Annotated in this window: 12 protein-coding genes and 1 pseudogene; 8 read left to right on the forward strand and 5 right to left on the reverse strand. The window is 65.7% G+C overall.

Annotated elements, in window-relative coordinates; genetic code table 11:
- The 8 genes from G9463_RS21370 to G9463_RS21405 form a co-directional block, all read left to right on the forward strand.
- A partial coding sequence (locus G9463_RS21370; RefSeq protein WP_165897777.1) for a molybdopterin-dependent oxidoreductase occupies positions 1 to 2,078 on the forward strand: 2,078 nt, incomplete at its 5' end.
- On the forward strand, positions 2,075 to 3,151 hold the full coding sequence (locus G9463_RS21375; protein ID WP_165897778.1) for a 4Fe-4S dicluster domain-containing protein: 1,077 nt from the start codon (positions 2,075 to 2,077) through the stop codon (positions 3,149 to 3,151). The genes G9463_RS21370 and G9463_RS21375, both read left to right, overlap by 4 nt.
- Before the next feature lie 195 nt (positions 3,152 to 3,346).
- Positions 3,347 to 4,180, forward strand: a complete 834-nt coding sequence (locus G9463_RS21380; RefSeq protein WP_165897779.1) for an ethylbenzene dehydrogenase-related protein — start codon at positions 3,347 to 3,349, stop codon at positions 4,178 to 4,180.
- On the forward strand, positions 4,180 to 4,860 hold the full coding sequence (locus G9463_RS21385; RefSeq protein ID WP_165897780.1) for a molecular chaperone TorD family protein: 681 nt from the start codon (positions 4,180 to 4,182) through the stop codon (positions 4,858 to 4,860). Before G9463_RS21380 ends, G9463_RS21385 begins: the two co-directional genes overlap by 1 nt.
- Entirely contained in the window at positions 4,857 to 5,711 is an 855-nt protein-coding gene (locus G9463_RS21390; protein WP_165897781.1) for a phosphate ABC transporter permease, read from the forward strand. The genes G9463_RS21385 and G9463_RS21390 overlap by 4 nt, the downstream gene beginning before the upstream one ends.
- A complete protein-coding gene (locus G9463_RS21395) occupies positions 5,708 to 6,559 on the forward strand; it encodes a HEAT repeat domain-containing protein (RefSeq protein ID WP_165897782.1) in 852 nt (283 codons plus the stop codon). Before G9463_RS21390 ends, G9463_RS21395 begins: the two co-directional genes overlap by 4 nt.
- A gap of 2 nt (positions 6,560 to 6,561) precedes the next feature.
- Positions 6,562 to 7,800 (forward strand): P-loop NTPase, encoded by a 1,239-nt coding sequence (locus G9463_RS21400; protein WP_165897783.1) that lies wholly within the window; start codon positions 6,562 to 6,564, stop codon positions 7,798 to 7,800.
- Positions 7,801 to 7,972: 172 nt separating this feature from the next.
- Positions 7,973 to 8,605 carry a trimeric intracellular cation channel family protein gene (locus tag G9463_RS21405; protein WP_319946521.1) on the forward strand — a complete coding sequence of 211 codons (633 nt, stop codon included), beginning with the start codon at positions 7,973 to 7,975 and terminating at the stop codon, positions 8,603 to 8,605.
- Here G9463_RS21405 and G9463_RS21410 read toward each other — a convergent pair.
- The 5 genes and pseudogenes from G9463_RS21410 to G9463_RS21430 all read right to left on the reverse strand — a co-directional run.
- On the reverse strand, positions 8,561 to 9,649 hold the full coding sequence (locus tag G9463_RS21410; RefSeq protein WP_240150108.1) for a YihY/virulence factor BrkB family protein: 1,089 nt from the start codon (positions 9,647 to 9,649) through the stop codon (positions 8,561 to 8,563). The two genes, G9463_RS21405 and G9463_RS21410, sit on opposite strands and share 45 nt — an antisense overlap.
- A 222-nt stretch (positions 9,650 to 9,871) precedes the next feature.
- The gene (locus G9463_RS21415) at positions 9,872 to 10,459 is read right to left on the reverse strand and encodes a molecular chaperone (RefSeq protein WP_011223502.1); all 588 of its coding nucleotides are present in this window, start codon (positions 10,457 to 10,459) and stop codon (positions 9,872 to 9,874) included.
- Positions 10,456 to 11,751: an NrfD/PsrC family molybdoenzyme membrane anchor subunit gene (nrfD, locus tag G9463_RS21420; protein WP_165897784.1), complete on the reverse strand. Its 1,296-nt coding sequence runs from the start codon at positions 11,749 to 11,751 to the stop codon at positions 10,456 to 10,458. The genes G9463_RS21415 and nrfD overlap by 4 nt, the downstream gene beginning before the upstream one ends.
- Positions 11,751 to 12,581 carry a 4Fe-4S dicluster domain-containing protein gene (locus G9463_RS21425; RefSeq protein ID WP_165897785.1) on the reverse strand — a complete coding sequence of 277 codons (831 nt, stop codon included), beginning with the start codon at positions 12,579 to 12,581 and terminating at the stop codon, positions 11,751 to 11,753. Before G9463_RS21425 ends, nrfD begins: the two co-directional genes overlap by 1 nt.
- Positions 12,582 to 12,583: 2 nt before the next feature.
- Positions 12,584 to 12,814 (reverse strand): annotated as a pseudogene (locus G9463_RS21430) (dimethyl sulfoxide reductase); the annotation flags it as partial.

Genomic DNA, 12,814 nt, shown 5'->3' on the forward strand with positions numbered 1-12,814 from the left:
AGTACTTCCTCGACGCCGGCTACGAGGGCGCAAAGCGGGTCGGTATCTTCACCGACTACTCCCAGACGGCCATCCACACCGACGAGTGGCTCTCGCCCCACGGCGGCAGCGACACCGCGCTCGCGCTTGGCATGGCCCAGACCATCGTCGACGAGGGACTGCACGACGAGGAACACCTCAAAGAGCAGACCGACATGCCGCTGCTCGTCCGGGAGGACACCGGCAAGTTCCTCCGGGCGAGCGAGGTCGACCTCGCCGAGGACGCCGACGACCCGGACAAGGTATTCGTCATGGTCGACGCCGACGGCACCCTCCGTCGTGCACCCGGTTCGCTCGGCGAGCGGGACGGCCAGAAGGATTACTCCGCGAGTATCGAACTCGACTTCGACCCGCAACTGTCGGTCGAGCGCAGCGTCGACACCGACGAGGGCAGCGTCGCGGTCCGCTCGGTCTGGGAGAACCTCACTGACGAACTCAGCCAGTATACGCCCGAGGTCGTCCACGAGGAGACCGGTGTCGGCGAGAACACCTACCAGCGCGTCGCCCGGGAGTTCGCCGAGGCCGACGCCGCCAAAATCATCCACGGGAAGGGCGTCAACGACTGGTACCACAACGACCTTGGCAACCGCGCCATCCAGTTGCTCGTGACGCTGACGGGGAACCTCGGCGACCCCGGCACCGGACTGGACCACTACGTCGGCCAGGAGAAGATATGGTCGTTCCACGGCTGGAAGGTGCTCTCGTTCCCGACCGGAAACGTCCGCGGCGTCCCGACGACGCTGTGGACCTACTTCCACGCAGGCATCCTCGACAACACGGACCCGGACACCGCCGAGAAGATACGCGAGTCCATCGACAACGGGTGGATGCCGGTCTATCCCGAGGAACGGGACGACGGGAGCCGACCGGACCCGTCCACGATGTTCGTCTGGCGCGGGAACTACTTCAACCAGGCCAAGGGCAACGTCGCCCTCGAAGAACAGCTCTGGCCCAAACTCGATCTCGTCGTCGACATCAACTTCCGGATGGACTCGACGGCGATGTACTCCGACATCGTCCTGCCGGCGGCCAGCCACTACGAGAAGTACGATCTCTCGGAGACGGACATGCACACCTACGTGCACCCGTTCACGCCGGCCGTCGAGCCGCTGGGCGAGGCCAAGACCGACTGGGAGATATTCCGCCACCTCGCCGAGAAGATACAGGAGCGCGCCCAGGAACGCGGTGTCGAGCCGGTCGAGGACCGCAAGTTCGACCGAGCCATCGATCTCACGACGATACACGACGACTACGTCCGTGACTGGGAGACCGGCGAAGAACAAGGGCTCGTCGAAGACAAAGCCGCGGCGGAGTTCATCCTCGAACACTCTGAGGAGACCAACCCCGAGGGCAGCGACGAGCAGATAACCTTCGACGACATCGACGAGCAACCACAGCGGTTCCTCGAAGCTGGCGACCACTGGAGTTCCGACATCAAAGACGACGAGGCGTACGTCCCGTGGCAGGACTACGTCCACGACAAGAACCCGTGGCCGACCTTCACCGGCCGCCAGCAGTACTACATCGACCACGACTGGTATCTCGAACTCGGTGAAGAGCTGCCGACCCACAAGGAGGGGCCGGAGAACACCGGCGGGGACTACCCGCTGTCGTACAATACGCCTCACGGTCGCTGGTCCATCCACTCGACGTGGCGCGACGACACCAAGATGCTCAGGCTCCAGCGCGGCGAGCCCGTGGTGTATCTGAACCCTGAGGACGCCGAAGAACGCGGCATCGAGGACGGTGACACCGTGGAGGTGTACAATGACCTCGGGAGCGTCGAGGTGCAGGCGAAGATCTACCCCTCCAGCGAACCGGGGACCGTCCGGCACTTCTTCTCCTGGGAGAAGTTCCAGTACCCCGACCGGGACAACTTCAACACGCTCGTCCCGATGTACATGAAGCCGACCCAGCTGGTCCAGTACCCGGAAGACACCGGGGAACACCTGCACTTCTTCCCGAACTACTGGGGGCCGACCGGGGTCAACAGCGACGTGCGTGTCGACGTCCGACCGAGTGGAGGTGACACCGAATGAGTACCGACCAACAGGACGACCAAGGCGAAGAGGACACGCTGGTCAACGTCGCTGACGGCGTCGACCACCAGGTCGCGATGGTGATGGACCTGAACAAGTGCATCGGCTGCCAGACGTGTACGATCGCCTGCAAGAACCTCTGGACGGAGGACGGCGGCAGCGAGTATATGTACTGGAACAACGTCGAGACCAAGCCCGGCGAGGGCTACCCGCGGGGCTGGGAGGACTCCGGGGGCGGCTGGGAGTCGAGCGAGCACTCGGACCGCTCGACCGGCGAGATCCCCGACGAGGAGGACTACGGCCGCGCCTGGGAGTTCAACCACGAGGAGATTATGTACGAGGGTAGCGACGAGCCGCTGCGGCCCCGCGACGGCGCGGAGTGGGGGCCAAACTGGGACGAAGACCAGGGGGCCGGCGAGTACCCCAACAGCTACTACTTCTACCTCCCGCGCATCTGCAACCACTGCACACACCCCTCCTGTGTCGAGGCCTGCCCGCGCTCGGCGCTGTACAAGCGCCAGGAGGACGGCATCGTCCTCGTCGACCAGGACCGCTGCCGGGGCTACCGCTACTGCGTGGAGGGGTGCCCCTACAAGAAGGTGTACTACAACACCGTCTCGAAGAAATCCGAGAAGTGCATCTTCTGTTACCCCCGCATCGAAGGGGAAGGCCCCGACGGTGAGACGTTCGCCCCGGCCTGTGCCGAGGAGTGCCCGCCCCAGCTCCGGCTGGTCGGCTTCCTCGACGACGAGGAGGGTCCGATCCACAAGCTCGTCAATGAGTACGAAGTGGCCCTGCCGCTCCATCCGGAGTTCCGCACGCAGCCCAACGTCTACTACATTCCACCCTTTGCGCCCGGCCAGCACACGGAGGACGGAGAGACTGTTGACATCGACCGGATTCCCCGGCAGTACCTCCGGAACCTGTTCGGCGACGGCGTCGACGAAGCGCTAGACACTATCGACGCCCACCGGCAGCGCGTTCGACAGGGTGGTCACAGCGAACTAATGGAACTGCTTCAGGACAAAAACCCGGCCAAACAGTACCGGCTGGAGGTGTTCGACGATGAGTGAGCACCGCGAACGAACGTCGAGCTCGGAAGACCTGCGGTCTTCCGGCGTTCGAACGAGCGAGCGTAGTGAGCGAGTTCGAATCCGCTGGCGAATACGCCAGCGGTGTTCGACGATGAGTAGCGAGCCGCTACGCGGCTCGGAAACGCGAGCGGTCCCAGTTGGCCGCCCCTGCGCGTGCTCAGGGGGTGGTCAACGATGACTGACCACCGACGCACACTCACACTCACGGCGGTGCTTTCGGCGCTCATCGTCGTCTCGACGGTGGCCGCGCCGATGGTGAGCGCCCGGCCAGCACACGAAATCCCAGTTTCGGAGGTATCGACGGCCGACCTCGCCGAACCGAACGCCGACGGCTGGGCGGAGGTCCCGGCCTCGGACGTACCGCTTGCGAGCGCCCCGAGTAGCGTCCCGAACGCCGACGAGACATCCGTCGAGACAGTCGACGTGCAGGCGGCTCGCACTGACGAGCGACTGTACGTCCGCCTGGAGTGGCACGACGCGACCCGAGACATGAACGCCAGCGCCGCACGGGAGTTCGCCGACGCGGTCGCGGTCCAGTTCCCGGCGAACACGAGTTCCCGGCCGCCGATAGCGATGGGCGGGCCGGACAACCGGGTCAACGTCTGGTACTGGAGCGGGTCGACCGGAACGCAGGAACTGCTGGCCGGCGGCGCTGGCTCGACGACGGCGTTCGAGAACCCAACCGTGCAGGCGAACGCGAGTCACAGCGGCACCGGCGGCAACGCCACCTGGACGGTGGTCTACTCGCGCCAGCTTGACGCACCGAGTGAGAACCGGACCGACCTGCGAACTGACGGCGACCTCGACGTTGCCTTTGCCGTCTGGAACGGCTCTAACGGCGAGCGCTCCGGCCAGAAAGCCGTCAGCGAGTGGCACTACTACCCGTTCAGCGGCGGCCCGCAGGGCCCGCCCTACGAGACGCTGCTGTGGAGCCTCGCCGGGGTCGCCATCGTCGCTGTCGTCGGCGTCACCAGCTTCGGCATCTACCGCACGCGGGGGGCCGAGTGATGGCGACGACGCCCACTGACCCCATGGACGACCTCGACGAGGACGCCGCCGCCCGGGGTGCGGTGTACGCGACGCTCGCCACGGCGTTCGAGTACCCCGAGGAGTCGTTCCACAGCGCGGCGGCCGACGGGACGCTGGAGGCCGACCTCGGAGCCAGCCTCGACCGGACGGGCCTTGACGTGCCCATCCCGTCGCTGACCACCGACGACGACTACGAGACGCTCGCGGCCCGCTACAACGACATCTTCGAACTCGGCTACAGCGAGTACACGGACCGGACCGACGGCTCGCTCGAAGCGGAGGGACCGCCGGTCCCGCTGTACGAGTCCAAGTACCGGCCGGACCATTCCTGGAACGACGTGAACCTCGACTTATCGCGTGCCTACAGTCACTATGGCCTCGAAATCGACCAGGACCAGCGGGACAACCACGACGCGCTGACCTACGAACTGGAGTTCGCGGGCTACCTGGCCCGGCGGGAAGCCGCCGTCGGCGAGGACGCCGCCCTCGCTCGGCTGGACTTCCACGACCGCCATCTTGGCCACGCGGCCGCAGGCGTCGCAGACAGACTGGCTGACGAACCGGGAACGGAGATCTACGGCGGCTTCGGCGAACTGCTGGAGGCGTTCGTCCGAGCCGACCGCAACGACCTCGCGGCACGGCTGGAGGGCCAGCGATGACGGCGGCGCTACAGCAGCGAGTCAGACCGCTGCTACACGGCGGAAGCCATTCGCTGGCGGACGTCGCAGTCGGCGCTGCGGCCGTCGCGGTCGCTGCTCAGTACCTCGCCGTCCTGTTCGTCAACGCGCCCGGATACGCTGGCGTTCCGGTCTCGCCCGGCCTGGCGACAGGCGTGTCCACGGCCGTCGTCGCCGCCGCGGCTATCGCCGTCGCCGTCACCGACGCCGACCCGCTCACCGGCATCGGGCTGCTGTTCGTCGGCGTGTTCGGCCTGCTGTCGCTGCTCAGTAGCGCAGCCGCGCTCCCGGCGGCCGCCGCAATCGTCCTCGGGACGGCGACCGTCGCCGCCGTCGCGGGCCGGCGGCTGGACCTCGTTTCGGCCGCCGCGGTCGCCCTGCTCGTCGCGGCGCTGAGCGTCGGCCTGGCGAGCGGCGTCGGCGGCTGGACAGGCCTCCGACCAGTAGCCTCAACCGTGGCGCTGCTCGGCATCGCGTCGACACCGGCGTTCGCCGCGACCGATTGGCGCTCGCTGTCGACGGCGGACTGGGGCGCAGTAATCGGCGGCCTCGCCGCCTTCGCCGTCGTTCTGAGCGTCGGTCGGGCCGTCCCGTTCGTTACGGGCGCGGTCACGCTCACGGGCACCGGCGTCGTCGGAACGAGTCTGCCGGTCATCGCACTGGCCGCTGCCGGTGCGGTGACGACGGCCAGCGCCGCGAGTCGAACGCGGCGGTGGCCGCTACTCGCCGGCGTTGCACTGGTCGCGTTCGCCGGCGTCCCGGCGTCGCTCCCGCGCGCGCTCCCGTTCGCGCTCGGCATCGCCGCGCTCACCGCACAGGAGGGGAGACGATGACTGGTTGTCACGACGACGACGAGTTCGAGAAGCACCTCGAAGAGGACCCGGACCCGCAACTGGACCCCGAGCGCAGTCCGGGCCTGCACACCGACATCGAAGCGCTGGAGGACATCGAGGTGAGCCGTGAAGACGTGACCATCGGCGAGGCCACACCCGAGGAACTGGCCGCCAGCGACACCGAACCCGTCGAGGGCGACGCGGTGGCGTCGCTGCTGTCCGATATCGAACACGGCGAGAAGACCGACCGCCGGCGCGCCGCCCTCGAACTCAAAGACCGCGCGTCCACCGACGAAATCGTGGCGGCCCTGGCCCGCGCTGCGACGACCGACGACGACAGCGACGTGCGCCAGTTCGCCGTCGAGGCGCTGACGGCACACGGCGGCGAGCGGGCCGCAGCGGTGGCGGTGGAACTGCTCGACGACCCCGACCCGTGGGTCCGGGCCGAAGCCGTCGTGACGCTCGACAACGTCGACCGCGAGGCCCACGAGGACGATATCGCGGCCGCAATCGACGACGACCACCACGCGGTCCGGCGCAACGCGGCTATCTCGCTGTTCAAACTCCGCGGCGAGGCGATGGCCGACCTGCTGTTGGAACAGAGCCACGACGACAGCGAGCGGGTCCGCGAGTGGGCCGCCCACATGCTCGGCGGCGTCGACGAGGACCGCGCCCGCGAGCGACTGCGCGAACTAACTGACGACCCGGCCACCGTGGTTCGCCAGACCGCCGAACGGTCGCTCGACGTGGACCCCGGACGGTTCCGCCGGCAGTTCGGCGGCGCGCTGGAGAACGACGCGCGACTACTGCCCGGCGAAGACAGACTCAATCGGATGCCCGACCTCTGACGATGACTGACGGAACGCCCACTACACTGACCGACCGTATCGAAGCCGCACTGCGAGACGTGCGCGACCCGAACGCTGACCTCTCCGTGTTCGACGCAGGGTTCGTCGAGAACATCGACGCAGCCGACGGCGAGGTGACAATCGAAGCCGACCTGACCGCGCTGGACGGGCAGACGAGCACGCAGGTCGTCCAAGCGATGCTCCACGCGGTCGACGACGTGGACGGCGTCGACAGCGTCCACGTCGAACGGACGACGCCCACGGGTGAGGGCAACGCCGGCGTCGAGTCCTTCGACCGCGTCGTCGCCGTCGCCAGCGCGAAGGGCGGCGTCGGCAAGTCGACGGTGGCCACGCATCTCGCCTGTGCGCTGGCCGCCGACAACGACGTGGCGCTGTTCGACGCCGACATCCACGGCCCGAACGTCCCCGAGTTGCTGGACGTGAGCGGCCCGGTCCACTCCAGCGAGGAGGGCGACCCGCTTCCGGTCCGTGCGGGCGACATGGACGTGATGAGCGTCGGCCTGATGGAAAGCGGCGCGCCGCTGGCCTGGCGCGGGGCAATGGCCCACGACGCGCTCAACGACCTCTTCGAGAACACCGCCTGGCGAAACGACGACGTGCTGGTGCTGGACCTGCCGCCGGGAACGGGTGACGTGGTGCTGACGACGCTACAGGAGGTCCCGGTCGACGGCGTGGTCGTCGTGACGACGCCGTTTCACGCGAGCGTCAGCGACACCAGCCGAACCGTCGAACTGTTCCGCGACAACGACGTGCCGGTGCTGGGAACCGTCGTCAACATGGCCGAGTACGTCTGTGACTGCTGTGGCGAGCCGAACGACCTGTTCACTGGTGACGCGCTTTTGGACCTCGGTGCGGCGGTGCTGGCCGAACTCCCGTTCTCGCACGACCTGCAGGGGACGCCAGCACCCGGCAGCGTGCCCGACGCTGTCGGCAGTTTGGGGGACGCCGTCGAGTCCGCCCTCGACACCGCCGGCGAAGTAGGCGTCGACCCGACCGCCGATATCCGGGGTTTGCAACCACAAGAGCGCAAAGACCGGGTTCGCGAACGGTTCACCGCGCTGGACAGCGGCGAGCCGTTCGTCCTCGTCAGCGACCGCGACCCGACCCCCGTCGGACAGTTCCTGGGCCGGCTTGCGGAGGCGCCACGTGAGGCCTTCGACCCGTTCGAAGTCCGTCGGGAAACGCCCGAGGCTTGGGTGCTGGAGACAGCCAAGCCGTAGGTATAGTCGCTGGCAGTAAGCAGTGACAAATAGTATCACGCCGCCAGCGCAGGTCTAAAGGCATAATTGTCCGCACCCATAGTAGTACGGTAATGACCGCTATACTCGTGGCGGCGGGCCGACTCGCTCGCGGTCGCATACGTGTCAGGTCCCAGTGGGCCGGAGGGGGAACGTGACCGACGCGTTTGCGGTGATGAACGCTATCGGACTGGTCGGGTTCGCATTCGTCGGCGCAGCGAAAGCCATCGAAGAGCGCTACGACGTGTTCGGCGTCACGGTCGTCGGCGTGATGACGGCACTGGGTGGCGGGACGACGCGGGACCTGCTGTTGAACAGGGTTCCGAACTCCCTGCAGTCACCCGGCGAAGTCGCCCTGTCGCTGCTTGGTGTCACCGCCGCTGTGCTGTTCGTGCATTTCCTCGATGACGGCCACCAGCATCCGGTCGTCCTGACGGCCGACGCCATCGGGCTGGCGGCGTTCACTACCACCGGAGCGTTGCTTGGTCAGCAGGCCGGCCTCCCGGTGTTTGCCGTCGTCGCGCTGGCGACGGTCAACGCGGCCGGCGGCGGCGCGATATCGGACCTGCTGTTGGGCCGAACGCCCTTTATCCTCCGTGAGGATTTCTATGCGTCCTGTGCTGTTATCGGCGGCCTCGCCTTCTGGGCGCTGGCACAGATTGGCGTGAGCGTCAGCGTAGCATCGGCCGGGTGCGCACTCGCAGTGCTGCTGGCCCGAGGACTGGGCATCGGCCGCGGGTGGTCACTGCCGACGGTACAGGCGTGGGAGCGACGCGACGCGCAGTAGGACGGCGTTATTTCTCGTTCGGCCACCATCTGAGCGTGAGCGCGACCGACTGGTCCAGACCGAACACGTCCGACGAACGGTCGACAGTCGCGGTTTCCGGGCAGTCGATGTCGGTACGCTCGTCGGCGATTTCGACGGTGATTGTCCCCTGTCCTTGCTGAAAACGGTGGCAAGTGTCTCAAGTTCGGCCAGCAGCGCCTCGCGGGACATCATCGTTGTCCGGATGGTGTTTTGCTGGGAATGTTCGCCAACGACAGGGTCGATATCCACGTCCGCAGAGCGGTTCGAGAGGACGGCGTTGATGGCCGCCCCGAGCAGTATCACCAGCCCGATGATGTACAGCCAGCTCAGCAGGACGAGGATGCTGGCGATGATGTTCCCGCCCGTCGAACCGGATTTGAACGCCGTGAAGAGAACCTGCGCGACGGTAAGTCCGATTGCGGCAAACGCGACACCGGGAACAACTTCAAGCGGTGAAACGTCCGTGTCCGGGAAAATGTAGTACATTGGATAGAAGACAACGAACAATCCGGCGGCCCGGACCAGCCCGCTGGCGACTGTCCACAGCGGTCCACTTCCGGTCTCGGGCAGGACGCTGCCGAGCGCGCTGGCGCTGAGTATCGCCACTGCGACGGTCACGAGCAGTACCAGCCCGTCGCCGAGCTGGTCGAGGAAGGTGTTCGACGCGCCCGTCTCGTAGATGTCGGAGAAGGCCGTGTCAAGCCCCCGGAAGATTCGCAGCGAGCCCCAGAGAAGAAAGCCCACGCCCAGCGCCGACACGGACGCGTCGGCCTCGGTCAGTCCCTGCTGGATGATGCCGCTTGCCAGTGTGGTCAGAACAACCTCCATGATGCCGACGATGGAGGCCCGTAGCGTGACGTTCTCCGTTCGCTGGACGAAGGTCAACACCAGCAATAACAGCGGAAGAATCGACAGGAACGCGTGGTAGGCTATCGAGCCAGCCATGAACGTGAGCCGTTCCGCCCTGATTTCGTGAACGAGAGCGCGCAGAACCTCCTCCGTACGGGCGCGACTGAAACGCATACGCGGAATTCGACGCCGAGAAGCAAATAGACGCCGCCGTAGCGGACGCTCCCCGACGCCGCCGGCGAGGCGGGCGTCGGTCCAACCGCCGATAGGTGCGGTTTGTCACCCCAGAACCGGTCTGTCACGACCCCAAGTGAGAATACCAGTTCTGTGGGGTGACCACCCGTAGAGAACGCGTCTAGTCGCCGCTACAAATCCGGGGAGCGCCCCGAAGCGTCACTACTGATGTATGACCTCTCGGGTCGTCGTTGCCAGCGACGCGTAGAACGGTTCCCGTGTTTCTGTCTCGACTTGCCTGAGGAACTCGTCAGTCCAAGCAGCGAGGTGCTCCTCGAAGAACTGGTCAAGCTGGTCGTCGAAGCCCGCTTCTGCCAGATAGGCAGCGAACTCCAGTTCCGTGGCGATATGGTCCGGGAGGTCCGAATAGGCAGCCGCGGGCTGGACGCCGAACTCTCTGTACCAGCGCACGACAGCCATCGTGGCTGGTCCCTTAACCGGGCCGAGTGCATCTGGGTCTTCGCCGTCGCGATAGACGCTCTCGTAGGGCGGACATGGCGGTCCCGCTGGACCGATGAACAGTCGGGTGTACTCGGTCCTGAGACGATGTCGGTCAGCCGAGCCGAGGTCACCGACCACCGGAGCCAACTCACCGGCTTCAATGGCTTCGGTCAGTTGCTCGGTCGGTTCTCGCCAACATTCGGCGAGGACAGCGTAGGTCGCCGCGGCGTCCGACCGAAACCCATCGCTCCCGATGTCGTGCTCAGGAGATCGCTCACGTGTGGTGGAGGTGTCAGTCTGTCCAGTCATTGTCGTTCCTGTGTGCCGCCATCAGTTGCATACTGTCCGTCGACTCGCTGAATCGGGACGTACTTGAGGCCGAGCGTGACGATGAGCGCGCCGAAGGCGACGATACCGAGAGTGACAACCACCTCGACCAGCGTCGGGGTGTAGGCTCCGGCAGTCGCCCAGATGCCGGTCGTGATGCCGGCATACTCGCCACCGAGCGAGATGCCCGGTGGGAGGTTGATGTTAGCGACCTCGTATCCCGTAAACACCAGACGGATGCCTTCGAACATTGTGCCAAAGACCGCGAGAAGGCTCGCGGTGAAGATGACCGACACGCGCTTTCGCAGCGATGGAATCATCAGCATGACAAGCGGGACTGCCCCGCCGACGACAGTCCAGAGCCAGAAGTAGACGGACTCGCCGATGAGGAAGCTCTCTGTGATGGCCCAGAACTCGAAGTGGTTCGCCCAGGCGTGGGGCAGTCGTTCGGCCGCAAGCAGGTACACCACGTGAAGCGCGAGGAAGATACCGAGTAGCTTGCCGAGGCTCGTGAGTTCCTCGCGGTTGACTTCGTAGTTCGTGAGCCGGTCTGCGAGGATCGACACGACCAGCAACAATCCGAGTCCGGAGACGAGTGCCTTGGCGATGAACACCGGTGCGACAAGGGGGCTGAACCAGTCGCCACGTCCGATCTGCGTCGCGAAAATCCACCCGGTCACCGAGTGAAGGGCGACTGCAGTCGGGAGTGCGAGTGCCGCGGTCCAGAACATGAGCGTGCGGTCACGCTCGCGTCCGGGGTCGGTATCAGCAACACCCAGTGCGAGTCGCGACCCGCGAGCGGCCAGGTCGCGGCGGGTCAGCAGCCACAGATACCAGAGGTTTAGCACGCCATAGAGGATGACGATACCGAAGTCCCACACCATCGGCGAGCGGAAGTCCGGCGAGGTGAAAAACTGGTAGAGTCGCTCGGGCCGCCCGATGTCTGGGAGGATGAGCAGGCCTGCGACGGTGATACAGGCGAGGCTGACCAGCACGCCGAGCCGTGCGAACCCCTCGTAGCGGTGTGAATGGAAGAACTTCGGAGCACTGGAGATGATGAGTCCCCCGGCAGACAGCCCGACGAACAGGACGAACATCATGATATACAGTCCCCACGAGAAGACGTTGCGCATCCCCGTGGCGACCAGCCCCGTGGTGAGTTGGTAGCCCCAGGCTGCCAGTCCAGCGACCATGAGGGCTGCGAGCAGACCGAGCCACAGCCGTCCTTTCGTCCCGAAGGCCGGGATTGCGATCCGTGACGAGTCAGCGGCCATCAGTCATCACCTCCGGACCCCACTGCCGGGACGTGTGGAGCGGCATCACCCTCGATGGAGTGGGGGCTCCCACCCGAGTCGCTACTGTCGCTTCCGTCGGCGTCAGACGGCACGTCCTCGGCTCCATCGGACCACGGAGAAACATCGTCGAGTTCGCTCTCCATTTTATCCGACGTTTGCGGCCGGCCGGGACTCATCTCGCCGCTGATGTAGTGCGTCTTCGGGTTCGTCCCGCGGTCTTCGAGGAGCTGGTCCGTCTCGTACTCGTTGATGTACTTCGAGACGGTACTCCCCTCGTCGTCGAGGTCGCCGAAGATGCGTGCGTCGGCCGGGCAGTTGACGACACAGGCCGGGTCGAGTCCCTCGTCGACGCGGTGGCTACAGAACGTACACTTCTCGACGACGCCCTGTGGCCGGGCGGCAACGTCGCCCGTCCCCTCCTCGGGCATCTGCTCGGGTTCATCCCAGTTGAACACCCGTGCGTTGTACGGGCAGGCCGCCATACAGTAGCGACAGCCGATGCACTTGTCGTAGTCGATTTCGACGATTCCGTCGTCCCGGGTGTACGTCGCGTTGACCGGACAGACCTTCACGCAGGGCGCGTTTTCGCAGTGTTGGCACGCCGTCGGCTGGTACTCCATGTCCAGCGAGCCACTGCCGCCGTCTTCGGGATAGCCACCGGACGGGGTGTCCATCTTGTCGCCGCCCTCCGTGAGGACGCGGTTCCAGAACTGTCCCATCGGGACGTTGTTCTCCTGTTTACATGACACTGCGCATGCCTGACAGCCGATACACCGCTCCTGGTCGATTACGAGGCCATAGTTCGTCATCGTTAGTCACCTCCCACACGTGATGTTTCAGCGACAGTTCCACGCGGGTTGTCCGTTTCGTACTTCTCCGTGTCAAGGTCGTCAGGAGCCGGCTCGACGGCGACACGGACATCGTAGAACGACATTGTCTGGCCGACTTCGCTGACCTCGTTGTGCGTGAGGTCGTTGTGGTGACCCTTGAGGTAGTCACGCGACCACCATCCCTGGTCAGTGTTTACCAGCCCCGGCTGGAA

This window comes from Haloarcula sp. JP-Z28 (genome assembly GCF_011440255.1).
In the GTDB taxonomy this organism is placed as follows: Archaea; Halobacteriota; Halobacteria; order Halobacteriales; family Haloarculaceae; genus Haloarcula; species Haloarcula marismortui.

What these genes read in the sequence shown, in the direction of transcription:
- G9463_RS21375 (WP_165897778.1), top strand. Translation starts at nt 2,075, where the DNA reads ATGAGTACCGACCAACAGGACGACCAAGGCGAAGAGGACACGCTGGTC.
- G9463_RS21380 (WP_165897779.1), top strand. Translation starts at nt 3,347, where the DNA reads ATGACTGACCACCGACGCACACTCACACTCACGGCGGTGCTTTCGGCG.
- G9463_RS21385 (WP_165897780.1), top strand. Translation starts at nt 4,180, where the DNA reads ATGGCGACGACGCCCACTGACCCCATGGACGACCTCGACGAGGACGCC.
- G9463_RS21390 (WP_165897781.1), top strand. Translation starts at nt 4,857, where the DNA reads ATGACGGCGGCGCTACAGCAGCGAGTCAGACCGCTGCTACACGGCGGA.
- G9463_RS21395 (WP_165897782.1), top strand. Translation starts at nt 5,708, where the DNA reads ATGACTGGTTGTCACGACGACGACGAGTTCGAGAAGCACCTCGAAGAG.
- G9463_RS21400 (WP_165897783.1), top strand. Translation starts at nt 6,562, where the DNA reads ATGACTGACGGAACGCCCACTACACTGACCGACCGTATCGAAGCCGCA.
- G9463_RS21410 (WP_240150108.1), bottom strand. Translation starts at nt 9,649, where the DNA reads ATGCGTTTCAGTCGCGCCCGTACGGAGGAGGTTCTGCGCGCTCTCGTT.
- G9463_RS21415 (WP_011223502.1), bottom strand. Translation starts at nt 10,459, where the DNA reads ATGACTGGACAGACTGACACCTCCACCACACGTGAGCGATCTCCTGAG.
- nrfD (WP_165897784.1), bottom strand. Translation starts at nt 11,751, where the DNA reads ATGGCCGCTGACTCGTCACGGATCGCAATCCCGGCCTTCGGGACGAAA.
- G9463_RS21425 (WP_165897785.1), bottom strand. Translation starts at nt 12,581, where the DNA reads ATGACGAACTATGGCCTCGTAATCGACCAGGAGCGGTGTATCGGCTGT.